The sequence below is a fragment of the Klebsiella sp. JB_Kp042 genome, from assembly GCF_040065275.1.
Taxonomy (GTDB): Bacteria; Pseudomonadota; Gammaproteobacteria; order Enterobacterales; family Enterobacteriaceae; genus Klebsiella; species Klebsiella quasipneumoniae.
This window is the reverse complement of sequence record NZ_JBEAJL010000009.1, coordinates 22,655-48,238: the sequence shown is the minus strand read 5'-3', so window position 1 is coordinate 48,238 and position 25,584 is coordinate 22,655. Positions and strand designations below refer to the sequence as shown.

General features: G+C 58.2%; 26 protein-coding genes and 1 tRNA gene. 12 read left to right on the top strand and 15 right to left on the bottom strand.

Features of this window, described 5'->3' with window-relative positions; genetic code table 11:
• Nucleotides 1-37: 37 nt before the first annotated feature.
• From murJ to rimJ, 4 genes are all read right to left on the bottom strand, one after another.
• Complete coding sequence (gene murJ, locus ABLV54_RS01755) at nucleotides 38-1,573, bottom strand: murein biosynthesis integral membrane protein MurJ (protein ID WP_023289131.1); 1,536 nt, start codon at nucleotides 1,571-1,573, stop codon at nucleotides 38-40.
• Between the two features lie 111 nt (nucleotides 1,574-1,684).
• On the bottom strand, nucleotides 1,685-2,596 hold the full coding sequence (locus ABLV54_RS01750; protein WP_072096704.1) for a Gfo/Idh/MocA family oxidoreductase: 912 nt from the start codon (nucleotides 2,594-2,596) through the stop codon (nucleotides 1,685-1,687).
• A gap of 15 nt (nucleotides 2,597-2,611) precedes the next feature.
• Nucleotides 2,612-3,265 carry a YceH family protein gene (locus ABLV54_RS01745; RefSeq protein ID WP_023289129.1) on the bottom strand — a complete coding sequence of 218 codons (654 nt, stop codon included), beginning with the start codon at nucleotides 3,263-3,265 and terminating at the stop codon, nucleotides 2,612-2,614.
• A 9-nt stretch (nucleotides 3,266-3,274) separates the two neighbouring features.
• Nucleotides 3,275-3,859: a ribosomal protein S5-alanine N-acetyltransferase gene (gene rimJ, locus ABLV54_RS01740; RefSeq protein ID WP_017900738.1), complete on the bottom strand. Its 585-nt coding sequence runs from the start codon at nucleotides 3,857-3,859 to the stop codon at nucleotides 3,275-3,277.
• 228 nt (nucleotides 3,860-4,087) lie between these two features.
• On the opposite strand from rimJ, the gene mdtH reads away from it, so the two are divergent.
• The 7 genes from mdtH (at nucleotide 4,088) to ABLV54_RS01705 (ending at nucleotide 9,455) form a co-directional block, all read left to right on the top strand.
• Nucleotides 4,088-5,296 (top strand): multidrug efflux MFS transporter MdtH, encoded by a 1,209-nt coding sequence (gene mdtH, locus ABLV54_RS01735; protein ID WP_348813545.1) that lies wholly within the window; start codon nucleotides 4,088-4,090, stop codon nucleotides 5,294-5,296.
• A gap of 113 nt (nucleotides 5,297-5,409) precedes the next feature.
• Nucleotides 5,410-5,970 (top strand): lipoprotein, encoded by a 561-nt coding sequence (locus ABLV54_RS01730; RefSeq protein WP_004204546.1) that lies wholly within the window; start codon nucleotides 5,410-5,412, stop codon nucleotides 5,968-5,970.
• A gap of 125 nt (nucleotides 5,971-6,095) precedes the next feature.
• On the top strand, nucleotides 6,096-7,142 hold the full coding sequence (pyrC, locus tag ABLV54_RS01725; RefSeq protein WP_050534249.1) for a dihydroorotase: 1,047 nt from the start codon (nucleotides 6,096-6,098) through the stop codon (nucleotides 7,140-7,142).
• Nucleotides 7,143-7,215: 73 nt separating this feature from the next.
• Nucleotides 7,216-7,467 (top strand): DNA damage-inducible protein I, encoded by a 252-nt coding sequence (gene dinI / locus ABLV54_RS01720; RefSeq protein ID WP_023289125.1) that lies wholly within the window; start codon nucleotides 7,216-7,218, stop codon nucleotides 7,465-7,467.
• A gap of 303 nt (nucleotides 7,468-7,770) precedes the next feature.
• Nucleotides 7,771-8,025 (top strand): biofilm formation regulator BssS, encoded by a 255-nt coding sequence (bssS, locus tag ABLV54_RS01715; protein WP_023289124.1) that lies wholly within the window; start codon nucleotides 7,771-7,773, stop codon nucleotides 8,023-8,025.
• Between the two features lie 126 nt (nucleotides 8,026-8,151).
• Nucleotides 8,152-9,270: an N-methyl-L-tryptophan oxidase gene (gene solA / locus ABLV54_RS01710; protein WP_050534248.1), complete on the top strand. Its 1,119-nt coding sequence runs from the start codon at nucleotides 8,152-8,154 to the stop codon at nucleotides 9,268-9,270.
• Nucleotides 9,271-9,341: 71 nt separating this feature from the next.
• Nucleotides 9,342-9,455 carry a DUF2770 family protein gene (locus tag ABLV54_RS01705; RefSeq protein WP_004204539.1) on the top strand — a complete coding sequence of 38 codons (114 nt, stop codon included), beginning with the start codon at nucleotides 9,342-9,344 and terminating at the stop codon, nucleotides 9,453-9,455.
• Here the strand turns inward: ABLV54_RS01705 and ABLV54_RS01700 are convergent.
• A complete protein-coding gene (locus tag ABLV54_RS01700; RefSeq protein ID WP_048297228.1) occupies nucleotides 9,441-10,505 on the bottom strand; it encodes a rhodanese-related sulfurtransferase in 1,065 nt (354 codons plus the stop codon). The two genes, ABLV54_RS01705 and ABLV54_RS01700, sit on opposite strands and share 15 nt — an antisense overlap.
• Before the next feature lie 204 nt (nucleotides 10,506-10,709).
• Here ABLV54_RS01700 and ABLV54_RS01695 point away from each other — a divergent pair, with 204 nt between their 5' ends.
• The 3 genes from ABLV54_RS01695 (at nucleotide 10,710) to ABLV54_RS01685 (ending at nucleotide 13,518) form a co-directional block, all read left to right on the top strand.
• Entirely contained in the window at nucleotides 10,710-11,630 is a 921-nt protein-coding gene (locus tag ABLV54_RS01695; RefSeq protein ID WP_044522065.1) for a Kdo(2)-lipid IV(A) acyltransferase, read from the top strand.
• Between the two features lie 171 nt (nucleotides 11,631-11,801).
• Nucleotides 11,802-13,040, top strand: coding sequence for a multidrug efflux MFS transporter MdtG (mdtG, locus tag ABLV54_RS01690; protein ID WP_044522063.1), 1,239 nt, complete (start codon nucleotides 11,802-11,804; stop codon nucleotides 13,038-13,040).
• Nucleotides 13,041-13,131: 91 nt separating this feature from the next.
• The gene (locus ABLV54_RS01685; protein ID WP_002898981.1) at nucleotides 13,132-13,518 is read left to right on the top strand and encodes a MysB family protein; all 387 of its coding nucleotides are present in this window, start codon (nucleotides 13,132-13,134) and stop codon (nucleotides 13,516-13,518) included.
• On the opposite strand, the gene ABLV54_RS01680 is transcribed toward ABLV54_RS01685, so the two are convergent.
• From ABLV54_RS01680 to mdoG, 3 genes are all read right to left on the bottom strand, one after another.
• Complete coding sequence (locus ABLV54_RS01680) at nucleotides 13,519-13,746, bottom strand: YceK/YidQ family lipoprotein (protein ID WP_004204534.1); 228 nt, start codon at nucleotides 13,744-13,746, stop codon at nucleotides 13,519-13,521.
• A 66-nt stretch (nucleotides 13,747-13,812) separates the two neighbouring features.
• On the bottom strand, nucleotides 13,813-16,341 hold the full coding sequence (gene mdoH, locus ABLV54_RS01675; protein WP_032452426.1) for a glucans biosynthesis glucosyltransferase MdoH: 2,529 nt from the start codon (nucleotides 16,339-16,341) through the stop codon (nucleotides 13,813-13,815).
• Entirely contained in the window at nucleotides 16,334-17,887 is a 1,554-nt protein-coding gene (gene mdoG, locus ABLV54_RS01670) for a glucans biosynthesis protein MdoG (RefSeq protein ID WP_004140751.1), read from the bottom strand. Before mdoG ends, mdoH begins: the two co-directional genes overlap by 8 nt.
• A 251-nt stretch (nucleotides 17,888-18,138) precedes the next feature.
• Between mdoG and mdoC the strand changes: the two genes are divergently transcribed.
• Complete coding sequence (gene mdoC / locus ABLV54_RS01665; RefSeq protein WP_023289117.1) at nucleotides 18,139-19,299, top strand: glucans biosynthesis protein MdoC; 1,161 nt, start codon at nucleotides 18,139-18,141, stop codon at nucleotides 19,297-19,299.
• Nucleotides 19,300-19,333: 34 nt separating this feature from the next.
• On the opposite strand, the gene ABLV54_RS01660 is transcribed toward mdoC, so the two are convergent.
• The 6 genes from ABLV54_RS01660 to ghrA all read right to left on the bottom strand — a co-directional run bounded on the left by ABLV54_RS01660 (nucleotide 19,334) and on the right by ghrA (nucleotide 23,600).
• Nucleotides 19,334-19,927 carry a TetR/AcrR family transcriptional regulator gene (locus ABLV54_RS01660; RefSeq protein WP_044522059.1) on the bottom strand — a complete coding sequence of 198 codons (594 nt, stop codon included), beginning with the start codon at nucleotides 19,925-19,927 and terminating at the stop codon, nucleotides 19,334-19,336.
• 65 nt (nucleotides 19,928-19,992) lie between these two features.
• Complete coding sequence (ymdB, locus tag ABLV54_RS01655) at nucleotides 19,993-20,520, bottom strand: O-acetyl-ADP-ribose deacetylase (RefSeq protein ID WP_023289115.1); 528 nt, start codon at nucleotides 20,518-20,520, stop codon at nucleotides 19,993-19,995.
• 152 nt (nucleotides 20,521-20,672) lie between these two features.
• On the bottom strand, nucleotides 20,673-21,155 hold the full coding sequence (locus ABLV54_RS01650) for a DUF1097 domain-containing protein (RefSeq protein ID WP_050534247.1): 483 nt from the start codon (nucleotides 21,153-21,155) through the stop codon (nucleotides 20,673-20,675).
• A 103-nt stretch (nucleotides 21,156-21,258) separates the two neighbouring features.
• Nucleotides 21,259-21,813: a molecular chaperone gene (locus ABLV54_RS01645; protein ID WP_023289113.1), complete on the bottom strand. Its 555-nt coding sequence runs from the start codon at nucleotides 21,811-21,813 to the stop codon at nucleotides 21,259-21,261.
• Between the two features lie 22 nt (nucleotides 21,814-21,835).
• On the bottom strand, nucleotides 21,836-22,573 hold the full coding sequence (locus ABLV54_RS01640) for a phosphatase (protein WP_004204525.1): 738 nt from the start codon (nucleotides 22,571-22,573) through the stop codon (nucleotides 21,836-21,838).
• Nucleotides 22,574-22,661: 88 nt separating this feature from the next.
• Nucleotides 22,662-23,600: a glyoxylate/hydroxypyruvate reductase GhrA gene (gene ghrA / locus ABLV54_RS01635; protein WP_050534246.1), complete on the bottom strand. Its 939-nt coding sequence runs from the start codon at nucleotides 23,598-23,600 to the stop codon at nucleotides 22,662-22,664.
• A gap of 268 nt (nucleotides 23,601-23,868) precedes the next feature.
• Here ghrA and ABLV54_RS01630 point away from each other — a divergent pair.
• Nucleotides 23,869-23,956 (top strand) — tRNA-Ser (locus ABLV54_RS01630).
• 635 nt (nucleotides 23,957-24,591) lie between these two features.
• On the opposite strand, the gene ABLV54_RS01625 is transcribed toward ABLV54_RS01630, so the two are convergent.
• The gene (locus ABLV54_RS01625; RefSeq protein WP_023289111.1) at nucleotides 24,592-25,497 is read right to left on the bottom strand and encodes a LysR family transcriptional regulator; all 906 of its coding nucleotides are present in this window, start codon (nucleotides 25,495-25,497) and stop codon (nucleotides 24,592-24,594) included.
• Nucleotides 25,498-25,584 lie beyond the last annotated feature (87 nt).

The following is a 25,584-nucleotide window of genomic DNA, read 5'->3' as shown; positions in this document are numbered from 1 at the left end:
TGAGGCGAAGCGGGTTCATCAATTCCCATTCAAGCGCTTACGCTGTACGACGGGCAAACTCTTTCACGCGGAAGCCCAGCAGCAGCAGCGTGGCGAAATAAGCCACCACTCCGGCGATCACCACCACCAGCAGACGCATCAGACGGAACGGCATCGTCCCCAGCGACCACTCCGGCATGAGATGCATGACGCCCAGCAGCGCCGCGGCCATGACCAGCACCGCAGCAATCAGACGCAGCAGGAACGCCAGCCAGCCCGGTTGGGGGGTGAAAATTTTCTGTTTACGCAACTGCCAGTAAAGCAGCGCAGCGTTCAGGCAGGCCGCCAGACCGATGGACAGCGACAGACCCGCATGCTTCAGCGGGCCGATAAACGCCAGGTTCATCACCTGGGTCATAATCAGGGTGACAATGGCAATCTTGACCGGGGTCTTGATGTCCTGACGGGAATAGAAACCCGGCGCCAGCACCTTCACCACGATAAGCCCCATGAGCCCCACGGAATAAGCCACCAGCGCGCGCTGGGTCATCGCCGCATCAAAGGCGCTAAATTTGCCGTACTGGAACAGGGCCACGGTCAGCGGTTTAGCGAGGATCCCCAGCGCCACCGCGCTCGGCAGCGCCAGCAGGAAGCAGAGACGCAGCCCCCAGTCCATCAGCCGGCAATACTCGTCATGATTACCGCTGGCGAAGCTTTTTGACAGCGAGGGCAGCAGGATAGTGCCGAGCGCTACCCCCAGAACACCGGACGGAAACTCCATCAGGCGGTCAGCATAGTACATCCACGACACCGATCCCGACACGAGAAACGAAGCGAAGATGGTATTGATGATAAGGGAGATCTGGCTTACCGACACGCCGAGGATCGCCGGGCCCATCTGCTTCACCACCCGCATCGCGCCGGCATCTTTCAGATTGATGCGCGGCAGGACCAGCATGCCAATCTTCTTCAGGTGCGGCAGCTGGTAGGCCAGCTGCAGCACGCCGCCGACCGTGACAGCCCAGGCCAGCGCCAGCACCGGCGGATGGAAGTACGGCGCGGCAAACAGCGCAAAGCCAATCATGCTGACGTTAAGGAACGTCGGCGCAAAGGCCGGCACCGAGAAGCGGTTCCAGGTATTGAGGATCGCCCCCACCAGCGAGGCCAGGGAGATCAGCAAAATATAGGGGAAGGTAATGCGCAGCAATTGGGTGGTCAGCGCAAATTTATCGGCGGTATCAGCAAACCCGGGGGCGGTGATGGTGATCACCCACGGCGCAGCCAGCATCCCGATAACGGTGACGATCGCCAGGGCCAGGGTCAGCAATCCGGAGACATACGAGACAAACACCCGGGTGGCATCTTCGCCCTGCTTGCTTTTATATTCGGCAAGGATCGGCACAAACGCCTGCGAGAAGGCGCCTTCGGCAAAAATACGCCGCAGCAGATTAGGCAGTTTGAAGGCGACGAAAAAGGCGTCGGTCGCCATCCCGGCGCCAAAAATGCGCGCCACAATCGCATCGCGGGCAAAGCCCAGCACGCGCGAAAACATGGTCATCGAACTGACGGCCGCCAGTGATTTTAAAAGGTTCATTACGCTGTTATTCCAAACCCTGGAGTAAAACGCCCGCAAATGAGGGCGCTGGAAAGTGGCGATAGTCTACCGGGTTCAACATGAATTACTACTGTCAGTTGTTACAACGGATTATTCGCTGATGGCGTCGCGCCAGAGTTTGTCGACCACCCGCTGAGCCAGCAGCGCCTGTTCGCCTGCGGTTTCAGGAACGGTCTGATTTTGCACGCATTCGATAAAATGGCGCGCGCAGCCGACAAAGCCGCGCTGCTCCAGGGTGGTTTGCCAGCCGGCGACCGGGCGCTGGACCACGCCGTGACCGCACTCCTCCTGCCATTCGCGCATCTCGCTGACGGCATATAGCCCGCCATCCGTCACCGCCTGCACCCACTCGCGCTGGCTGCCTGCGCGGCGGTGCATGCTGGTGGTGACCTGCAGCCGGGGCGAACTGAACTGGTGTTCGGCATAGAGCATCTCGCCCTGCGGAGTGATCTGTAGCGCGCCACCGCGCAGACGCGCCTGACCGTCGGCCAGCCATAGCGCGGTATCCACCACGTGCAGATAGTCATCAAGCAGGGTAAAGCGCAGATCGTTGCCCACGCTATCGCTGCGGTGCTTATCCATCCGCAGCGAGGCCGCCTCGCCCAGCCGTCCCTTCAGCTCCCGATAGAGCGGCGCGAAGCGGCGATTGAAACCGACCATCAGCGTCAGACGCCGCCGCGCCGCCAGCTCGACCAGCATCTCCGCCTCACTCAGCTTGTCCGCCAGCGGTTTGTCCACGCAAACATGAACCCCGGCATTCAGCAAATGATTCACCACTTCATAATGTGAAGCCGTCGACGTATGGACAAAAACCGCATCGCACTGCGCCGCCAGAGCATCCAGTGATTCAGCGTAGGGGATCCGCCAGGTTTCGCAGACCCGCAGCGCCTTCTCTTTTCCCGGCGACCAGGCCGCCTGCAGCGTCCAGCTTTCCGCCGCCCCCAGCACCGGCAGCCACGCTTTCTGCGCAATGCCGCCTAAGCCAACCACTCCGATGCGCAATCTTGTCCCCACGTTTTAGTCCCCCAGATGGTGTAACAGCGAATCGAGGCGCGCTTTCAGCTCCGCCACCTCGCCTTCCAGCGCTTCAACCCTGGCTCGCAGATCGTCATCCTCTTCCAGCGGCGCGAGTGCTTCCACCGTCGTGATCAGCGTATCCATCTCGTCGCAAAACAGATGCATATAGCGGCTTTCCCGTTTTCCCGGCTCCCGGGGCAGACGGGCGACGAAGGGACCATCTTCGCGGGTCGCCAGCCCTTCCAGCACGCTTTCCACTTCCGCCATATCGCTGAACTCATGCATCCGCTGCGCCCGACTGCGTAATTCACCCGGCGTCTGGGCGCCGCGCAGCAGCAGCGTCGTCACCACCGCCACCTCGCCGGCGCTGAGCTTCAGATCGCCAAATTCGGAGTTGCAAAAGCGCTGCTCATACTTGGTTACCCGATTGCCGAATCCGCTGACCGTGCGCAGGTAGTGGCGTTTCACCAGGGTATCCAGCAGCGTCTGGACCTCGCCTTCGCTCAGCGACATCACCGGCTCGCGGTTGGTTTTCTGATTGCAGGCGGTCACGACGGCGTTCACCGACAGCGGATACTGCTCGGGCGTGGTGACCTGCTTTTCCAGCAGACAGCCAATGACGCGCGCTTCATGCGCGGTTAACTGATATTTCATCCTCTCTCCTTAACGTCCCGCTGACCAGTCCGGCGTCGTTAGCGCCGTCAATACATGGTCACGCCACTGCCCGTCGATCAGCAGGTAATCTTTGGCGTAACCCTCTTTTTCAAACCCCAACCGCGCCAGCAGCGCGCCGCTGCGCTGATTATGCGGCATATAGTTGGCCATAATGCGATGAATATGCTGCGTACGCTGCATATAGCGAATCGCCGACGTCAGCGCTTCAAACATCAGCCCCTGCCCCTGCCACTTCTCGCCAATAGAGTAGCCGAGATAGCAGGCATGGAATGATCCACGCACCACGTTGGAAAAGTTCGCCACGCCGACGATCTCCTTTTCCTCCGGATCGAGCAGCGCGAAATAAAAAGCAGACCCCTGTTTATGAAACTCGGCGATCATCGACAGACGCGCCTGCCATCCGGAAGGATAGCAGTGGCTGTCGTCACGAACCGGCTCCCAGGGTTTTAAGAACGCCTTATTCTCGGCGTAATAATCGGCCAGACGCCAGGCGTCACGATCGTGAACCAGGCGCACCACCAGCCGGTCCGTCGTCAAACGCACCTTCGGCACGTTACTGCGATAGCCAAACATTTCCTTTTCAGTCCCCCTGACTTCATTCTTGCTGCCTTCACTATACCTGTCCTGCGCGACGGTGTGAAAACAGCAACATACCATTTTCTGCGCCATCTCCTCTTTTCGATGAATAGCCTCAATCGAACTTGCATTTTGATAAAAAAATATTGTCGCAAGGGCGCTGGGAAAAGCAGCAGATTGCCCGCAGAATATCCACGCTTATCTCTATTTTTCCCTGGAGGGGAAATGTCCCGCGTCTCGCAGGCAAGGAGCCTGGGTAAATATTTCCTGTTAGTCGATAACATGCTGGTCGTGTTGGGCTTTTTTGTCGTTTTCCCGCTGATTTCCATCCGCTTTGTCGATCAGATGGGCTGGGCGGCGCTGATGGTCGGCATCGCGCTCGGCCTGCGCCAGTTGGTGCAGCAGGGATTAGGTATCTTTGGCGGCGCTATCGCCGACCGCTTCGGCGCCAAACCGATGATCGTCACCGGTATGCTGATGCGCGCCGGCGGCTTCGCGGCGATGGCCGTCGCCCATGAGCCGTGGGTGCTGTGGTTCTCGTGCATACTTTCCGGGCTCGGCGGCACGCTGTTCGATCCGCCGCGGGCGGCGCTGGTGGTTAAGCTGGTGCGCCCGCATCAGCGCGGCCGCTTTTTCTCCATCCTGATGATGCAGGATAGCGCCGGCGCGGTGATGGGCGCGCTGCTGGGCAGCTGGCTGCTGCAGTATGATTTCCGCCTGGTGTGCAGCGCCGGCGCCGCGCTGTTTATCGCCTGCGCGGCATTTAACGCCTGGTATCTGCCGGCATGGAAGCTCTCGACGGTGAAAACGCCGATCCGCGAGGGGCTGGGCCGGGTGCTGCGGGACAAGCGCTTCGTCACCTATGTCCTGACGCTGACGGGCTATTACATGCTGGCGGTGCAGGTGATGCTGATGCTGCCGATCATGGTGAATGACATCGCCGGCTCGCCGGCCGCCGTGAAGTGGATGTACGCCATCGAAGCCACCATTTCGCTGACCCTGCTCTATCCCATTGCCCGCTGGAGCGAAAAACGTTTTCGCCTTGAGCACCGGCTGATGGCCGGTCTGCTGGTGATGACTCTGGCCATGCTCCCCATCGGCATGACCAGCAGTTTGCAACAGCTGTTTACCCTGATCTGCCTGTTTTACATCGGATCCATTATTGCCGAACCCGCCCGGGAGACGCTGGGCGCCTCGCTGGCGGACGCCCGGGCGCGCGGCAGCTATATGGGCTTCAGCCGCCTGGGGCTCGCCTTTGGCGGCGCGCTGGGATATGCGGGCGGCGGCTGGCTGTTCGATGCAGGTAAGGACGCGGGTCAGCCCGAGCTGCCGTGGCTGATGCTCGGGGCCATCGGGGTTATCACCTTCCTGGCGCTGTGGTGGCAGTTTAGTCCGAAACGCTCTGCCTCCGGCATGCTGGAGCCGCGGACCTGATGCGCGCGGCGGCGGTTTCTCCTGCTTTCAGCCTATTCTGCTGGTATCGAGGGTGCTGACAGGTCATGATGCTTTGTGTCAGGATGAATGAAGATATGAGCCAGAGGACCCCCATGAAAAAGATTTTGATCGCCGCCGCGCTGATTGTCAGCGGCCTGCTGAGCGGCTGTAATCAGCTGACCCAATACACAGTAAGCGAGCAGGAGATTAACCAGGCCCTGCAGAAGCGAAACCATTTTGCCAAAGATATTGGTCTGAAAGGCGTTGCCGACGCCCATATCGAACTGCAGAACCTCACCAGCGCCATCGGGCGCGAGGAGCCGGGCAAAGTCACGCTGACCGGGATCGCTAACGTCGACCTGAACTCCCTGTTCGGCACGCAGAAAGCGACGATCGATCTGAAGCTCAAAGCGCTGCCAACCTTTGACAGAGAGAAAGGCGCCATCTTCCTGCAGGAAATGGAGGTGGTGGATGCCAAAGTGGCGCCCGAGAAACTGCAGTCGGTCATTCAGGCCCTGCTCCCCTATCTGAATCAGTCGCTGCGCAGTTACTTCAGCCAGCAGCCTGCCTATGTCCTGCGTGAGGACGCCAGCACCGGTGAAGCGCTGGCGAAGAAATACGCCAAAGGCATAGAGGTGAAGCCGGGCGAGATTGTCATCCCCTTTACCAATTAATCTCCAGGGCGCCGCGGCGCCCTCATTTTTTTACGGAAATGAGTGCAAAGGAAAACGTTTACGCTTATCCTTAGTGCCCGGCAAAAAACAGCCCTGATGACTGAACCTATTAGCCGGAGCCTTCCATGACAGCACAATCCCAGGTATTGAAAATCCGCCGCCCAGACGACTGGCATATCCATCTGCGTGATGACGATATGCTGAAAACCGTCGTGCCTTATACCAGTGAGTTTTATGGCCGGGCGATCGTGATGCCAAATCTGGTGCCGCCTGTCACCACCGTCGCGGCGGCTATCGCCTATCGCCAGCGCATTATGGACGCCGTCCCGGCCGGGCACGATTTTACCCCGCTGATGACCTGCTATCTGACAGACTCCCTCGACCCGGCGGAGCTGGAGCGCGGCTTTAACGAAGGCGTGTTCACCGCCGCCAAGCTTTACCCGGCCAATGCCACCACCAACTCCAGCCACGGCGTCACCAGCATCGACGCCATTATGCCGGTGCTGGAGCGGATGGAAAAACTGGGGATGCCGCTGCTGGTACATGGCGAAGTCACCCACGCCGAGATTGATATTTTCGACCGCGAAGCGCGCTTTATTGAAACCGTGATGGAGCCGCTGCGCCAGCGCCTGCCCGGCCTGAAGGTGGTCTTTGAGCATATCACCACCAAAGATGCCGCCGAGTATGTGCGTGACGGCAATGAACTGCTGGCGGCCACGATCACCCCGCAGCATCTGATGTTCAACCGTAACCATATGCTGGTCGGCGGTATTCGTCCTCACTTGTACTGCCTGCCGGTACTCAAACGCAATATTCATCAGCAGGCACTGCGCGAACTGGTCGCCAGCGGCTTTAGCCGCGTCTTCCTTGGCACCGACTCCGCGCCGCATGCCCGCCATCGTAAAGAAGCCAGTTGCGGCTGCGCCGGCTGCTTCAACGCCCCGACCGCCCTCGGCAGCTACGCCACCGTATTTGAAGAAATGAACGCTCTGCAGCACTTTGAGGCCTTCTGCTCGCTGAACGGCCCGCGCTTTTACGGTCTGCCGGTCAATGAAAGCTATGTTGAACTGGTGCGTGAAGAGACGACCGTCGTCGACAGTATTGCGTTGCCCAATGACACCCTGGTGCCGTTCCTGGCAGGTGAAACCGTCCGCTGGACCATGAAGCGATAAAAAACGCGGCCCCCTGTTGCCAATGCTCACCAGATACTGTATAAATAACCAGTATCAAATACAGGGGGCAATTATGCGCATTGAAGTCTCTATCGCCAAAACGACCGCCTTACCCAACGGCGCGCTGGAAGCGCTGAATAACGAACTCTCTCGCCGTATCGCCGAACAGTTCCCGGCCATCGACAGCCAGGTGAGCGTCCGCTACGCCACGGGCAATCAGCTCTCGGTGTTCGGCGGCCTGAAAGAAGACAAAGACCGGATAAGCGAAATCCTGCAAGAAACCTGGGAAAGCGCGGACGACTGGTTTGTCCACGATCTCTCCTGAAGCATGGCGGGATCCAGTTACTCTGGTTTGCTCCCTCATTGTGCTTTTCTTTGCCGGGTCGCCCCGGCTTTTTTATCCTCTTCTCATGTTCAGAATATTCCTGATTATTCTGCTTAATATCGACTAAAATGGCCGTTTTGCACGCTTATCTTGAGCAAAAAAGCGGCAAAACAAGAAAATCATGCTGCCTTTCATTTAATTTCTCGAGTTTATTCTTGATCCCTGATATAATTAACTTGCTTCAAAAAACATGCATTAAACCTCGAGAATTGTTGTCTTTTAACATATGAATAAGGGGTTATGATGGAAAAAAATAATGAAGTCATTCAGACCCATCCCCTCGTCGGATGGGACATCAGCACCGTTGATAGCTACGATGCGCTGATGTTGCGCCTGCACTACCAGAACCCCGCTCAAGAAAACAGTCATGATGCTGAGATAGGCCAGACGCTATGGCTAACGACGGACGTCGCACGTCAGTTTATTTCAATCCTGGAAGCAGGCATTGCGAAAATTGAATCTGGCGAATACCAGGAAAACGAGTACCGCAGACATTAACGCGGCACGCGGAATGACTTAACAATAAGCTTAACAGGCACCTGCGGGTGCCTGAATTATTTTCGGGCTTGTATAAGCACAGGGAGTTAATTACCCTGCTAACAAGGCAATTACCCGGAACTCACCATGCAATACGATCTTATCATTATCGGCAGCGGCTCCGTCGGCGCCGCCGCTGGCTATTATGCGCGTCGTGCCGGACTCAATGTTCTGATGACCGATGCCCATCAGCCTCCTCACCAGGAAGGCAGCCATCACGGCAGCAGCCGTCTTATCCGTCACGCCTATGGCGAAGGTGAAAAATATGTTCCGCTGGTGCTGCGCGCCCAGCAGCTGTGGGATGAACTGGCCGAGATCAGTGGCGAAGCCGTGTTTGAACGCACCGGCGTCATAAACCTCGGCCCCGCCAGCTCCCCTTTCCTCGCCAACGTTGCCGCCAGCGCCCGTGCGTTCCAGCTTGAGGTGGAAGAGCTGGATGCCCAGGCCGTGATGCAGCGCTGGCCGGAGATACGCCTCCCCGATGACTATCGGGCGATTTTTGAACCCGCTTCCGGCGTACTGCGCAGCGAACTGGCCGTGGAAACCTGGATCCGTCTGGCGCGGGAAGCGGGCTGCGCGCAGCTATTCAACTGCCCGGTCTCGGCTATTCATCACCATGCAGATGGGGTCACCATCGATACCATCGACGGTGAATATCATGGTAAAAAGCTGCTGGTCAGCGCCGGGACCTGGGTCACCCGCCTGCTTCCGGACCTCCCCATCCAGCCGGTACGCAAGGTGTTCGCCTGGTACCAGGCCGATGGCCGTTACAGCAGCAAGAATCACTTCCCGGCCTTCACCGGCGAGTTGCCCAACGGCGATCAATACTACGGTTTCCCGGCGGAAGATAACGAGCTGAAGATTGGCAAGCATAACGGCGGTCAGCCGATCTCCATGCCGCAGGAGCGAGTGGCGTTTGGCGCTGTCGCCAGCGATGGCTCCGAATCGTTTCCGTTTTTGCGTAACGTCCTGCCCGGGATCGGCGGCTGCCTGCACGGCGCCTCCTGTACCTACGATAATACCGTCGATGAAGACTTTATTATCGATACGTTACCCGGCAGACCAGACACGCTGCTCATCACCGGTCTGAGCGGGCACGGCTTTAAGTTTGCCCCGGTGCTGGGGGAAATTGCCAGTCAGTTTGCTCAGGGCGAAACTTCGAGCTTCAACCTGGCGCCCTTCTCGCTGGCGCGCTTTAACGCGTAATGGAATGCGGCACTTTTGCCGTCGGGCAAAAAAACGGCCTCTGTCGAGGCCGTTAGTCATTGAGAGCGGTTATGCGTCGCCTGTTTAATTTGCTGGTCAATAACGTCCGCGAGCACTTTATGATCTACCTGGCGCTCTGGCTGCTGCTGGCGATCATCGATCTTGTCTGGTTATGGTTTTTCTGACGGCTCAGGATCGAGGATCCCGAGTTTGGTGTTCAGCCGGCCACGGGATTTATTAAAGATTTTATTGCCGTTTTCACGCCCGGCGCGCAGCTGACGCTGCTCCTCTTCCGGCAGCTTATGCTCTTCCATGCAGGCTTCGCTACAGCAGCCGGCAAACTTCTCGGCACAGCTCGGGCACTGGATAAACAACAGATGGCAGCCATCATTCAGGCAGTTGGTATGGGTGTCGCACGGCGCGCCGCACTGATGGCAGTGCGCGATAACGTCATTGGAGATCCGCTCGCCCATCCGTTCATCAAAGACAAAGTTTTTGCCAATGAAACGCACCGGCAGCCCCTGCTCACGGGCGCGGCGGGCGTACTCAATGATGCCACCCTCGATGTGCCAGACCTTATTGAAGCCGTTATGCTTCATCCAGGCGCTGGCTTTTTCACAGCGAATACCACCGGTGCAATACATGACAATTTTCTTGTCTTTATGGTCCTGCATCATTTCAACGGCTTTCGGCAACTGGTCGCGGAAGGTATCCGCTGGGATCTCCATCGCGTTTTCGAAATGGCCCACCTCATATTCATAGTGGTTGCGCATATCGATAAACACGGCATCCGGATCGTCAAGCATCGCGTTGACCTCCGCCGCCTTGAGATAATCTCCGACGTTGGAGGCGTCGAAAGAGGGATCGTCGATGCCGTCGGCAACGATGCGGTCGCGCACTTTCAGACGTAGCACCCAGAACGATTTACCGTCGTCCTCGAGAGCGATATTGAAACGCAGCCCCGCCAGCGCCGGATCGAAACCATTGAGAAACTCACGCAGGGCTTCAACGTTGCTTTCCGGCACGCTGATTTGCGCGTTGATCCCTTCCCGGGCCAGATAGATGCGGCCAAAGACTTTCAACTGGGTTAAGGCAACCCACAGCGCATCGCGGGTCGCTTGCGGATCGACAATGGTGAAATATTTATAGAACGAGATCGTCGTGCGCGGCTCGGTTTCAGCCAGCATTTGCGCCTTTAACGTCTCATTTGAAATGCGGTTGTGTAACACTGGCATGGTGTACCTGCTCGACATAGAAATGAGGAAATAAACGGCGGGCATGATATAGCAAAGCTTATTAATTTACATCCCTACATTTTACGCTACATTTTTCTCACCGGTCGCCCCCCACTGAACAAAACGATGTGGCTGTCGCCGCCTTTGGCTGGCCGGTAAAAAAATGCGATAATATAAGATGTTGCTCACTGATACGGGTATGAAATGACTCATTTGCCTAAATTTTCTCCGGCGCTGCTGCATCCGCGCTATTGGCTGCTGTGGCTGGGTATCGGCCTGCTGTGGCTGGTTGTCCAACTGCCCTACCCGCTGATCTACCGCCTCGGGAACGCCATCGGCCGGCTGGCCATGCGATTTATGAAGCGCCGGGCGAAGATCGCCTATCGCAACCTTGAGCTCTGCTTCCCCGAGAAAAGCGAGCAGGAACGTCACCGGATGGTGGTGATGAACTTTGAATCGGTGGGTATGGGGCTGATGGAGACCGGTATGGCCTGGTTCTGGCCGGTTCGCCGTATCGCCCGCTGGACCGACACCATCGGCTTTGAGCATATTCGCGATGTGCAGGCGCAGCAGCGCGGCATTCTGCTGATCGGCATTCATTTCCTGACACTGGAAATGGGCGCGCGGATGTTCGGTATGAACGAGCCGGGGATTGGCGTCTATCGTCCCAACGATAACCCGGTCATCGACTGGCTGCAGACCTGGGGCCGACTGCGCTCCAACAAGGACATGATCGACCGCAAGGATCTGAAAGGCATGATCCGCGCGCTGAAAAAAGGCGACGTGGTGTGGTACGCGCCAGATCATGATTACGGCCCGACCGCCAGCGTCTTCGCCCCACTGTTTGCCGTAGACCAGGCGGCGACCACCTCCGGCACCTGGATGCTGGCGAAAATGTCCAAAGCCTGCATCGTGCCCTTTGTTCCACGCCGTAAACCGGACGGTAAAGGTTATGAACTGATTATCCTGCCGCCAGAGTGCTCCCCGCCGCTGGACGACGCGGAAACCACCGCTGCGTGGATGAATAAGATCGTAGAGCAGTGCATTATGATGGCCCCGGAACAATATATGTGGCTCCATCGCCGCTTTAAAACCCGCCCCGAGGGGATGCCCTCCCGCTACTGAACCTCTTTCCCGGCCGCGCGCCTCCCGGCCGGGAATCCCCAGCGCTCAGGCTTTACGCTCTGCTTTAGCTTTAAAAGCTCTTCTCCATTGCGGCATTTATTTCCCAGGCGCATAATTAGCAGGCTCATATTTTCTCTTAATTTGACCTGCCGCGCAGGCCAGTGGAACCCTATGTCGTCTGCTGATACCCCCATTAACTGGAAACGAAACCTGACCGTCACCTGGCTTGGCTGCTTTTTAACCGGCGCCGCCTTCAGCCTGGTCATGCCCTTTCTGCCGCTCTACGTCGAACAACTCGGCGTCACCGGGCATAGCGCCCTCAACATGTGGTCCGGGCTGGTCTTTAGCATCACTTTTCTCTTCTCCGCCATCGCCTCGCCGTTCTGGGGCGGACTTGCTGACCGCAAGGGACGTAAAATCATGCTGCTGCGTTCAGCCCTCGGGATGGCCATCGTCATGATGCTGATGGGGATGGCGCAGAATATCTGGCAGTTTCTGCTACTGCGCGCGCTGCTCGGCCTGCTGGGGGGCTTTATTCCCAATGCCAACGCCCTGATTGCCACCCAGATCCCGCGCCATAAAAGCGGCTGGGCGCTGGGCACGCTGTCAACTGGCGCGGTAAGCGGCGCCCTGCTCGGCCCGCTGGCGGGTGGCTTCCTGGCCGACCACTGGGGCCTGCGTACTGTCTTCTTTATGACCGCGGCGGTGCTGTTTATCTGCTTCCTGTTTACCCTGTTTTTAATCCGTGAAAATTTTGTCCCGATCGCCAAAAAAGAGATGCTCAGCGCGAAGGCGGTGTTCTCCTCGCTGCAGAATCCGAAACTGGTGCTCAGCCTGTTTGTCACCTCGCTGATCATCCAGGTCGCCACCGGATCCATTGCGCCGATCCTGACGCTTTACGTGCGCGATCTGGCGGGTAACGTCAGCAATATCGCCTTTATCAGCGGGATGATCGCCTCGGTGCCGGGCATTGCCGCCCTGATGAGCGCCCCTCGTCTGGGCAAACTGGGGGATCGTATCGGACCGGAAAAAATCCTCATCGTGGCGCTGATTATCTCGGTGCTGTTGCTGATCCCGATGTCGTTCGTCCAGACCCCGCTGCAGTTAGGTATCCTGCGATTCCTGCTCGGCGCCGCGGACGGCGCGCTGCTGCCGGCGGTGCAAACCCTGCTGGTGTATAACTCCACCAGCCAGATCTCCGGGCGGATCTTCAGCTATAACCAGTCATTTCGTGATATTGGCAACGTCACCGGCCCCCTGATCGGCGCCTCGGTTTCCGCCAACTACGGCTTTCGCGCCGTCTTCCTTGTCACCGCAGGAGTGGTGTTGTTTAACGCGATCTATTCGACCCTCAGCCTGCGCCGGCCAGCCGCGGACGCCTCGCAGCCCGACCGCCATTCAGTAAATTAACGTCCAGAGGGGCTCAGCCCCTTGACGCTTTGCCTGGCGCCTTCTATAGATTGAATCGTGTTCAATTCATATTCTTCTCAGGAGATTCGCTATGCCAAAGGATTCGATGTTCTATGCTACGCTCGAAGAAGCTATTGATGCAGCACGTGAAGAATTTCTCGCCAACAACCCTGACAGCGATGAAGAGAGCGCTAACGTTGAGCAGCTCAATATTCAAAAGTATGTGCTGCAGGATGGCGATATCGCCTGGCAGGCCGAATTTTTTGCTGACGAAGAGGAACAAGGCGAATGCTTACCGATGCTCAGCGGCGAAGCCGCGCAGAGCGTCTTCGATGGGGATTATGATGAGATAGAGCTGCGTCAGGAGTGGCTGGAGGAAAATACGCTCCATGAGTGGGATGAAGGTGAATTCCAGCTCGAGCCCTCGCTGGACACCGAAGAGGGACAGACGGCGGCCGACGAGTGGGACGAGCGTTAATCAGTTATAGGGCCCGTGGCTGGCGTCCAGCGGCAGCAGCAGCGTATCGAAAACCAGCGAGAACGGCAGGTCCAGAATGGTGAGATAGCGCCATCCTGAATCGCGAACGTCCCACTGCACGCCCGGGTAATATTGATTGCCATGCCCCTGCCCGGGCACCGTCCGGCTAATAATGCTGCCGCAGCCGCTAAGCAGCAGCGCCATGGCAATGATAGGTAGTATTCGCATCCACAACCTCGTGTTTCAGATAAAAAAATACCGGCATCGCTGCCGGTATTTTCCTTAACGTACGGCTTATTTCGTTTTCAGCGCCAGCGGGTTAAGCGCCAGCTGCTGATAGGCGTTCACCCACGAAGAGTATTTCTCCGGCGCGGCCCATACGCGATAGTGCAGACGCGACATGGTTACCGGGTCGCTCAACAGCACCAGTCGACGATCGCGGTTCAGCTTATCCGGCGTTTCATTCAGCGCCTGCTCGACATGGCGCTCGCGGGCGATCTCCAGGATATGACCCTGACGGTGGCGCGCGGTGGCCATCGCGGTCGCGAGGGCGTTAAACGACGGGTTAAACACCGCGTGCATAAAGCCATCGTCCAGCGAACGCTGACGGTTCAGCGTCAGGTACGCATCGGTATCCTTGAGCACCTGCGGCGGCGAATACTCTTCCGGGATCAGGAACAGCTTCCAGCGCTTGGTGCGCAGGCCCACGGTCGCCCGGCTGGAGATCGCCGACACGAACGGCGACAGGATCAGCGATACGACAATCGGCGCCAGCCAGAACAGGAAGCGCAGATCCAGCCATGCCATTCCGACCGCCCATACCAGCCCCAGCAGCAGCTGCGAGCCGTGACGCATAAAGGCTTCTCCCCACGGCGTGGAGTCATCATCACGCTGCGGCGAATTCCACACCACTTCCCAGCCGAGGAAGGCGCTGACCACGAAGACGGTGTGGAACAGCATGCGCACCGGCGCCAGCAGGACCGAGAACAGGACCTCCAGCAGCAGGGAAAGCGTCACGCGGATAAATCCACCGTACTCCTTCGGCCCCTTACACCACACCAGGATGATACTCAGCAGCTTCGGCAGGAACAGCAGCACCATGGTCGAGGCGAACAGCGCAATAGCCAGCTCCGGACGCCACTGCGGCCACACCGGGAACAGCTGACGCGGCTGCAGGAAGTACTGCGGCTCGGTCAGGGCATGCACCACCTGCAACGCTGTCGACAGGGCAAGGAACATAAACCACAGCGGCGCCGACAGGTAGGACATCACGCCGGTAAGGAACACCGCCCGGTGAACCGGGTGCATCCCTCTCACGAGGAACAGGCGGAAGTTCATCAGGTTGCCCTGGCACCAGCGGCGGTCGCGTTTCAGCTCGTCCAGCAGGTTCGGCGGCAGCTCTTCATAGGAGCCCGGCAGATCGTAGGCAATCCACACGCCCCAGCCGGCGCGGCGCATCAGCGCGGCTTCAACGAAGTCGTGCGACAGAATCGACCCGGCAAAGTTGCCCTCGCCCGGCAGCGGCGCCAGCGCGCAGTGCTCAATGAACGGTTTCACGCGGATGATGGCGTTGTGTCCCCAGTAGTGGGACTCCCCCAGCTGCCAGAAGTGCAGACCCGCCGTAAACAACGGACCATACACCCGGGTGGCAAACTGCTGGCAACGCGCATACAGCGTGTCCATGCCCGAGGCGCGCGGGGATGACTGGATGATCCCGGCGTTCGGGTTCGCTTCCATCAGGCGCACCAGGCTGCTCAGACACTCTCCGGTCATCACCGAGTCAGCATCCAGCACCACCATGTAGCTATACTGGCTGCCCCAGCGGCGGCAGAAATCATCGATGTTGCCGCTCTTACGCTTCACGCGACGACGACGACGACGGTAGAAAATCTGCCCTTCGCCCTGTACTTCGGCAATCAGCTCCATCCACGCCTTTTGCTCAGCGACACAGATATCGGGGTTATAGCTGTCGCTGAGGATATAGACGTCGAAATGGGCGGCGTTGCCGGTGGCTTTCACCGACTCCCAGGTCGCCCGCAGCCCGGCGAACACGCGGTCAACGTCTTCGTTACAGATCGGCATAATAAGCGCCGTACGGTGCGCCGGGTTCAACGGTTCGTCACCGACCGTCGAGGCGGAAATACTGTACTTATCGCGACCGATCAATAGCTGAAGGAAGCCCATTAACGCGGTCCAGAAGCCGGCGGAAACCCAGCAGAACAGCACCGCGAAGAGGATCAGAATGCCGCTCTGCAACACGTACGGCAGCAGCTGCATGAACGAGACCCACAGGTTCTGCCCCACCATGTCGGCCGGGTTGATCAGCGCCCAGCCCTGATAAGGCAGAATGGTTTTCATGTACCAGGTCGCCACCACGGTCTGCGATAGCGTCAGCAGCAACAGGATGTAGCGACGAATGGTGCCGACGGTACGCCATTTTTGCTCGCTCTCGCGCTCTTCTTGCGTCAGGCGGGAGAGATAGCGCGGCGTGACATCGCGTCCGCGCAGACGGTCCCAGAAGCGGCCAACCGGGTTGGTACGCCACGGGTCCGGGATCATCGAGGAGCGCTTGGCTTTCGGCATCGCATGCAGCTGGGTGCGGCCTTCATCATCCTTCACCAGCTGATCGCCAGACAGCGAATCCGGCCAGCTGTGCGCCAGCCGCGCCTTGACCGACCCCAGCGGGGAGTCGTCTTCGCGGGCGAAGGTCTGATGTTCGTCATCCAGGGCCTGATGAACGGCCTGCAGGCTGGTGTCCGGCAGCGCCGATTTCTCGGCGTCCGACAGCGGCAATGCGTCAATGTACTTCGTTATCTTATTCATTGGCAGGCAGCTGATAGCTCCAGGTTTCGCTCAACGTGTCATCGCCGTTAACCAGTGCGGCGCGCATTTCCGTCGTTTTCTTCGGATCTTTCACCTTCAAACGCAGGATCATTCGCCAGCCTTTGGTCACCGGATTGTAACGCACGGTATTTTCAACGATTTCAGCGTTATCGCCGGTGCTCGCCTGGGCGGCGACCGGGGTATCCGCCGGCAGTTTTTTCATATCGGCGCCGGTGAAGTCGACAATGAAAGCAATGGTGCCGTCCGGCTGGCGGATCAGGTTCGACTGCTTCACATCGCCGGTAGAGCGGCGGGTCTGCATAACGTACGCGTTATCCGGCGCATGCAGCTTGTCTTCATCGCGGCTGAAGGTGATGGTGTACTTGAAGTTCATCTCCTTGCCCGGCTCCGGCAGCTGATCCGGCGTCCAGTAAGTCACGATGTTATCGTTGGTTTCATCGTTGGTCGGGATTTCGACCAGTTCGATTTTCCCTTTGCCCCACTCCCCTTTCGGGGTGATCCAGGCGCTCGGGCGCAGGTCATAACGATCGTCAAGGTCCTCGAAGCGCGAGAACTGACGGCCGCGCTGCAGCAGGCCGAACCCTTGCGGGTTTTCCATCGCATAGCTGCTAACGGCCAGGTGTTTCGGGTTGTTCAGCGGACGCCAGATCCACTCGCCGTTGCCCGCCAGGATCGACAGACCATTGGAGTCGTGCAGCGCCGGACGATAGTTCAGCGCCGGAGAAGGCTGGTTGGAACCAAACAGGAACATACTGGTGAGCGGCGCCACGCCCAGTTTGCCCACTTTGTCACGCAGGTAAACTTTGGACTGGACATCCACCACGGTATCGCGTCCCGGCATGATTACAAAGCGATAAGCGCCGGTTGCCCGCGGCGAATCCAGCAGCGCATAGATAGTCAGACGCTTGTCGGTAGCTTTTGGACGCTCAATCCAGAACTCACGAAAACGCGGGAACTCTTCGCCGGAAGGCAGCGCGGTATCGATAGCCAGACCGCGCGCGGACAGACCGTATACCTGACCCTGACCCAGCACGCGGAAGTAGCTGGCACCGAGCATGCTGACGATTTCATCGTTCTTATCTTTGCTGTTGATCGGATACAGTACTTTGAAGCCGGCGAAACCAAGGTCTTTCACCGTGTCTTTATCGTGCTGAACGTTACCAAAGTTAAAATAGTCCGGGCTATATTTAATTTTGCGCACGCTGGTGGCCGTCACTTCATTGATGGTGACCGGCGTGTCGAAGTACATACCCTGATGGTAAAATTCAAGCTTGAATGGGGTTTTCTGGTTATTCCAGTAAGCTTTATCGTGATTAAACTGAATTTGCTGGTAGTCCGCGTATTTCATGTCGCGGAAAGCGGAGGGCAGGTTACTCTTTGGCGCTTCATAGCCTTTCCCGGCTAACGTTTTGGCCTCTTTTGCAACGTCATCAATGCTAAATGCCCATGCAGATGAAGTACACAGGGACAACATTACGGCTGCGCTTAACCAACGCATTTTCATCATCTGTGGTTTATGTTTCATATAAGTAAGCACTTCCCCCTTTGTGTGCTTAAATCGATCCGATCTATTTTAATGGAAACTCAGGCAATCCGACAACATAATCCCTGCTTTGTTCAGCGTAGCGGCGCAGGGAATAAACAGTTCGCAGTCCCGTTTGCACTTTGCGTGCTTATCCTGGAGACAGGTACCCCGAGTTCATGTAGGGTTGCTGATAATGTAAGCGTTATCATCTTGAGTGATAAGACGAATTATCTGAGATTGTCGTGAATCGTATGAATAATACTCCGGTACAGCGTGAATATTTTTTCGACAGCATCCGCGCCTGGCTGATGCTGCTGGGGATCCCTTTTCACATTTCGCTGATTTATTCCAGCCATAGCTGGCATGTCAACAGCGCAGAGCCCTCGTGGTGGCTGACGCTGTTTAATGATTTCATTCATGCCTTCCGCATGCAGGTCTTCTTCGTGATCTCCGGCTATTTCTCCTACATGCTGTTCCTGCGCTACCCGCTGAAAAAGTGGTGGAAAGTGCGCGTCGAACGGGTCGGTATTCCGATGCTCACCGCCATCCCGCTGCTGACGCTGCCGCAGTTTATTATGCTGCAGTACGTCAACGGCAAGGCGGAAAACTGGCACACCCTTTCGGGGTACGACAAATTCAACACCCTGGCGTGGGAGCTCATTTCCCACCTCTGGTTTTTGCTGGTCCTGGTGGTGCTGACCTCGCTGGGGGTGGTGCTGTTTAAATGGCTGACGCGCCGCCCGGCTCCGGGCGCTCACGCATTCGGTGACACTGTCACCATGGGCCAGCTGACGATGATTTTCCTCGCGCTGGGGGTGCTTTACGCGCTGATCCGTCGGTCATTATTCGTGATCTACCCGCCCCTGCTGAGCAATGGTCTGTTTAACTTTGTGGTCATGCAGACGCTGTTCTATCTGCCCTTCTTTGTGCTGGGGGCGCAGACCTTTATTAACCCGCGCTTAAAGGCGATGTTCACCACCCCGTCGCCATGGTGTTGCGTGGCGTCACTGCTGGGATTCATCGCTTACCGCCTGAACCAGCAGTATGGATCTGGCGACGGTTGGATGTATGAAACGGAATCGGTGATCACCATGGTGCTGGGGCTGTGGATGGTGAATGTGATCTTCTCGCTCGGCCATCGCCTGCTGAATTTCCAGTCGGCGCGGGTGACCTACTTCGTCAATGCTTCGCTGTTTATTTACCTGGTGCACCATCCGCTGACGCTGCTGTACGGGGCGTGGATCACCCCGGCCATTAAGTCGAATACCTTAGGCTTTATTGGCGGGTTGGTTTTTGTGGTGGGGATTGCCCTGATCCTGTATGAAATTCATCTGCGTATTCCGCTGCTGCGTTTCCTGTTCTCCGGTAAACCCATGAGCAAACCGGCAAAAACCCCGGCCTCGGCCAGCTAACCTTTAGCCTTTGCGGCACGCCAGGCGTGCCGCGCTACGCTTGCTCATCAAACAGCCGATCGAAGATCATATTATACAGGGCTTCTAAATCCGCTTTATCGACCGGAGTGGAGGCGCTCAGCTCACAGCGGTAGGCTGCCCCCTCCGTCAGAACGGCGATGAGCTCTGAAGCAGCATTGCGTCGCGCATCGCTGAGACCGGGATGATAGCGCTGCGACAAACGGCCGCCCTCCTCTTTCAACCTCCGATCGGCCTGCACCAGGATTTCGCGCAAGCGTGGGTTACGCGAGGCTTCGGCATTGATTTCCATCAACAGATAATTGTCGCTTTTGGTGGCTGCCGAAGTCGGGATCCTGCCGGCCAGCACCGCCGCTTTGCGCGCCAGATTGTGGTTCTCATCGATCATCTCCCCGACCCTGGCGTTGACGATTTCGCTGACAATCGCTTCGATGATCGCTTCCTTGCTGGCAAAAATGCGATACAGCTGACCGACGCTCAGGCCCGCCTCGCGGGCGATATCAGCGACAGAGGCGCCATGCAATCCCTTTGTCGCAAAACATCTTTGCGCAGCGGCAACGATCTCCGCGCGGCGCGCCTGCTGCTTCTGCTGTACTTTTCCTTCCGACACCTGCTCCCTCCTGCAATCCATCATTCCTGTCAATACCGGCGGTTATCATAGCCTATTCTGCGGAATCAGGGGTATGCCGCCAGCAGGCGACGATAGATAGCCGCCGTTTCCTCGTCGAAACAGACGAACAGGACCCGTTCAAGCGGGTTATAGCGGGTGAGAAACGCGGTCACAGTGCGCACGGCGATCGCCGCCGCTTCCTCTTTCGGATAGCCATACACGCCGGTGCTGATCGCCGGAAACGCAATGGAGCGATAATTGTTTGCCGCCGCCAGCTGCAGGCTGTTTTTGTAGGCATCGGCCAGGGTTTGCGCCTCCATGCGGTCGCCGCCGTGCCAGACCGGGCCCACGGTGTGGATCACCGCGCTGGCGGGAAGATCGCCCGCCATCGTGATCACCGCATGACCAGGGGGACATTCGCCCTGCTGCTGCAACACTTGCTTGCAGGCCGCCAGCAGCGCGGGACCGGCCGCCCGGTGGATCGCGCCATCCACCCCGCCGCCGCCCAGCAGCGAGGGGTTTGCCGCATTCACAATCACATCGACATCAAGCGTCGTAATATCGCCGAGAATTACTTCAGGTTGAACAGCCATTTCTCCTCCTGTCGGCATAGCGCGTAGATACGGCTTTCTGCCGATACTAGGGCATACCCGCCCCCGGGAGCAAGATTATCCCGCCGCGCCGGCGACAAGAAGGTAAAAAAAACAGGACCCTGAGGGTCCTGTTGCTATTATCGTCCCGCCGCTCAGGCGTTGTAATTGGCGAACGATTTATGCTTATCCGCACGGGCCGCCAGCCACAGGCCACTATTTTTCATGGCATAGCCAAAGACCAGGCCCAGCGCCAGAGAAGGGATAACCAGACGCCAGTCGCCGTCTGCCGCGAAGGTCGCGCAGGCGCCGATAAAGGTGCCGGGGACAAACGACAGCAACGTCTGTCGCGCCTGGATGCACATCAGAAAGGCCACGACGCCGGTCATCATATAGCTGAGGATCTGCAGCTGCGGGGCCAGCGCGCTACCGTGGATAATCACCAACGCCCAGACCACGCCGCTCATTACCGTACAGGAGGAGATGGCCAGACCTTTCAGACCGCCCTGCGGGCAGGCGAAATAGGCGGTACAGCCGAGGAAACCGGCCCAGCTCAGCAGGCCGAGGGCGACCGCCACCCATCCCCAAATCCCGGAGAGAATGCCCGTCGTTAATGCGATTGCGAAGAGTATGTTCATGGCGCGTATCCTAGCAGATACGCGCCGGAAGAATGCGATCTAAAACACACTATATGAATGAACCTAATTTCAGTTACATTAAAATAGTGACTTAAATCACATTTTATTGCTCATCTTCTTCCTGAAGCTCGTCCCACATCGCGGCGATGGCGTCGCGGGTCAACGGCGCCATCGTGCGCCAGAACGCTGTGTGCGCATGCGCTTCGACTTTCCCCAGCATTGTCCCGCACCACGGCAGGATATAGTCGGCAAACAGGCGCTCCAGCGTCTCGCTCTGCTCTTCTGTGGCATGATCCTCCAGCCAGGAGGCGGCCAGCAGCAGCGATCCGAGATGATCCGCCGGACCTTCTCCCGTCGGGATGCCATGCTCGCTCAGAAAAGCCCGGACCTCCGCTTCCGAGGAACCCTCCACCCACGCGCTGCGGTACGGCGGGACGCTGCAGGCTTCACCGACGAACAGCGCATTATAGTCCGTCGCCAGGGACTGCATTTCACAGCTTTTCTGCAGACGCGCCAGCAGCTCGTCCTGTTCCAGCGGCCAGCTGGCGGCCAGTTTGCCCTCGCGGATCAGGGTAAACAGCGGCACCAGCAGCGGGTCCTGCGGTTGACGGTAATACAGCGAACCCAGCACGCGGCAGAGGATTGAAAACTCGTTCATTCAGTTATTCCAGTTATACAAATTAAAGGTCAGCAAATTCCGGGATCGCCGGCATACCACGCGACTCGAGGAAGTCGAGCAGGCGACGCGGAGAAACGTTGAGGATCCTCTCCTCCGGGAAATCGACAGCATCGAGGATCTTGCGGCATTCGGTAAACTCTCCGAGGGTAAACGCAGTGTGAGAGTCCGAGCCCAGCGCCACCCACCCTCCGGCGTCGCGCACCGCGGCGGCGATGGCCCGGCAGTTATCTTCACTGCCCACGCGCGATGAAACGAAAGAGGAGTTATTGATCTCCAGCGCCACCTGGTAACGGGCCGCCGCTTCGGCAATGGCCGGGATATCCACCGGGAATTTCGGATTACCCGGATGGCTAATCATATGCACTTTACCGCTGGCCATCGCGGCAATCATCGCCTGCGTATGGGTGGCGCTATCCTGCGGCGGAAACACCGGCTCGTGGAATCCGGCGATGATCAGATCGAGCGACGTCAACATCGGCCCGGAACAGTCGATCTCGCCTTCGATATTTTTAATATTCGACTCAATTCCGCGCAGGATCCCCACACCGTCCACCAGACGGGGCCAGATGCGCATATTAACGAAATGCCAGTAGTGCGGAGCATCCGCCATGTCCGGGCCGTGATCGGTAATGGCGAAGAGTTTGATCCCTTTACGCTTTGCTTCCGCAATATAATCGTGCAGGGTGCTGTAGGCGTGGGTGCTGGCGACGGTATGCATGTGCAGGTCAACGGGATACATCACATTCTCCTCTTCTGTTTGCCGCAAGAATAGCAGGAATCCGGGCGCTTGATTAGCAAAAACCCCGCCGTGGCGGGGTTTGCTTACCTTAATAACCGCGCTGACGATCGACCTGACCGCTAACCGGTTCCCCTCGCTCCAGGCGGCTAATGGTCCCGGCGATGTAGGCAATGGCCTCCATCGGGCGGGTGACTGCCGCCACGTGGGGAGTCATGGCCACCCGCGGGTGCGCCCAAAGCGGGCTCTCCTGGGGCAACGGTTCGCGACTGAAGACATCGAGCATTGCCCCTTTGAGCTTACCGCTGTTCAGCGCCGCCAGCAGATCTTCTTCAACGACATGCACGCCGCGGGCAAGGTTTAGGACATAGCTCTCATCCGGCAGCTGCGCCAGCAGCGTCTGGTTAATAATGCCGACGGTTTCAGCGGTGTTCGGCAGCAGGTTGATCAGCACGCGGGTCCCCTGCAGGAATGTGCCCAGCTCGGCCTGGCCGGCAAAGCTCTGCACCTGCGGCCAGGCTTTGCGGCTACGGCTCCAGACGCGAAGCGGGAATCCCCAGGGTTGCAGGCTTTCCGCCACCTTCGCCCCCAGCACGCCGGCGCCCATAATCCCGACGGTGAAATCGTCGGCAAGATACTCAGGCAACGGCTGCCAGCAGGACGCCAGCTTCTGCGCCTGATAGTCATCGAACCGGCGGAACCAGTGCAGAACCTGGCTCACCGCATACTCCTGCATCTGCCGTCCCATGCCGGTATCTTCAAGACGAAACAGCGGGATCGACAGGGGCAGCATATCCGGATGATCGCGCAGCTTACTGAGGATCGAATCCACCCCCGCCCCAAGGGCGAACACGGCCTTCAGCGCCCTGCCCTGCAGCATCTCTACCGGTGGATGCCAGACCAGGGCATAGTCCGCCGGCTGGTTATCGCCCGCTTTCCATTCGCGCACTCGCGCGCCGGGTAACTGCTTTTCCAGCTCTCGGATCCAGTATTGGGTATCAAAGGTCGGATAGTAAAAAATAATCTCCATAGGGGCTCCTGATAGCAAACGCCTGGGGCAGGTTAATGCTGGCGTCTTATTTTACTCATTGTTTTCTATTGGTTTGCCAGCATAGCAAATTTCCCCTTGTCGCAAAGTGAAAAGGGAGTGGCGACAAAAAAAACGGATTTCGCACGTTTAAGGAGCAAGTTGTTCGAAGTTTGTCTAAACGCGCTGATTTTGCAAAAAGTTGATTGACGGGCGATACGTATTTCCCTACATTAGCGCCCGTTCCCGACAACAACGGGAAAGACAATATGGTGAGGTGTCCGAGTGGCTGAAGGAGCACGCCTGGAAAGTGTGTATACGGCAACGTATCGGGGGTTCGAATCCCCCCCTCACCGCCATATTTTAAGAAGAGCTCGTACGCAAGTACGGGCTTTTTTTCGCATGTGGCTCCCGCCGGGGGGGATGAGAACCCCCGACCGGGGTTCGACAACTGGCAACGCCAGTTGGACAGACCGCGAGCCTGCGAGCGGGCTGCCCCGCAGGGGCGAGCGAAGCGAGTCAATCCCCCCCTCACCGCCATATTTTAAGAAGAGCTAGTATGCAAGTACGGGCTTTTTTTTCGCATGTGGCACCCGCCGGGGGGGTGAGAACCCCCGACCGGGGTTCGACAACTGGCGCAGCCACCTGGACAGACCGTGAGCCCGCGAGCGGGCTGCCCCGCAGGGGCGAGCGAAGCGAGTCAATCCCCCCCTCACCGCCATATTTTAAGAAGAGCTAGTATGCAAGTACGGGCTTTTTTTTCGCATGTGGCACCCGCCGGGGGGGTGAGAACCCCCGACCGGGGTTCGACAACTGGCGCAGCCACCTGGACAGACCGTGAGCCCGCGAGCGGGCTGCCCCGCAGGGGCGAGCGAAGCGAGTCAATCCCCCCCTCACCGCCATATTCGAGATGAGAGCCTGTACGCAAGTACGGGCTCTTTTCTTTTATATTCTCCGCTGGGGGGACGCCCCCCGGGAAAAGCGAATCCCGAAGCTAATCCTCCTCCATTCGTTGATACTCTTCGCTGAGGTAATCCACCAGCGCTCTAACGGAGGGCAGCAGCCCGCGCCGGGAGGCAAATACCGCATGGATCACTTCCCGCCGCGGCTGCCACTCATCCAGTACCACCTCTAACTCCCCTGACGCCAGCTGATCGCGCACCATCAATAAAGGAAGCTGCACCACCCCCACGCCGGCTATCGCCGCCTCGCGCAGCGCCAGCATATCGGTGGTCACCATTCGCGGCGTGAAATACACCTCCGCCCTTGCCCCTTCAGGCCCGGTAAGCTGCCATTTATGCTGATGCTTGTTCGCCCCCAGGCTGAGCCCCGGCCAGTCGCTCAGCTCAGACGGCGCCTGCGGGCGTCCGAGCCGGGAAATCAGCTGCGAACTGGCCACCAGCCGGTGCCCGCGGTCCGCCAGCACGCGCATCACCAGGTCGCTGTCCTCGATTGGCCGGGGACGGACGCGGATCGCCACATCAATGCCCTCACCGACCACATCCACCCGGCGGTTGGTCGCCTCAAGATGCAATGTTACCCCGGGATAGCGCGCCATAAATCGCGCCAGCATCGGTCCGATATGGACATGCAGCAAGGTGACCGGACAGGTGATCCTGACGCTGCCGCGCGGCTCGGCGCGCAGCGTGTCGACCGCCTGCTGCGCCGCCTCGGCCTCAATCAGCATCGCTTTGCAATGCTGGTAAAAGGTCTGCCCGACCTCGGTGACCGCGAACTGGCGAGTGGTTCGCTGAATCAAACGCACGCCCAACCGCTCCTCGAGTTGCGCAATACGGCGGCTGAGCTTGGATTTCGGCTGGTCAAGCGCTCGCCCCGCCGCGGCGAAACCGCCATGGTCCACGACCTGGACAAACCAGGCGAAGTCATTGAGATCCTGCATCCTTCCTCCATTGTTCCATTTTTGGAACAGTATAGGTCATTTTTGCTTACTACCGCACACGTCGTCCCGGATATAAGCTTATTCACA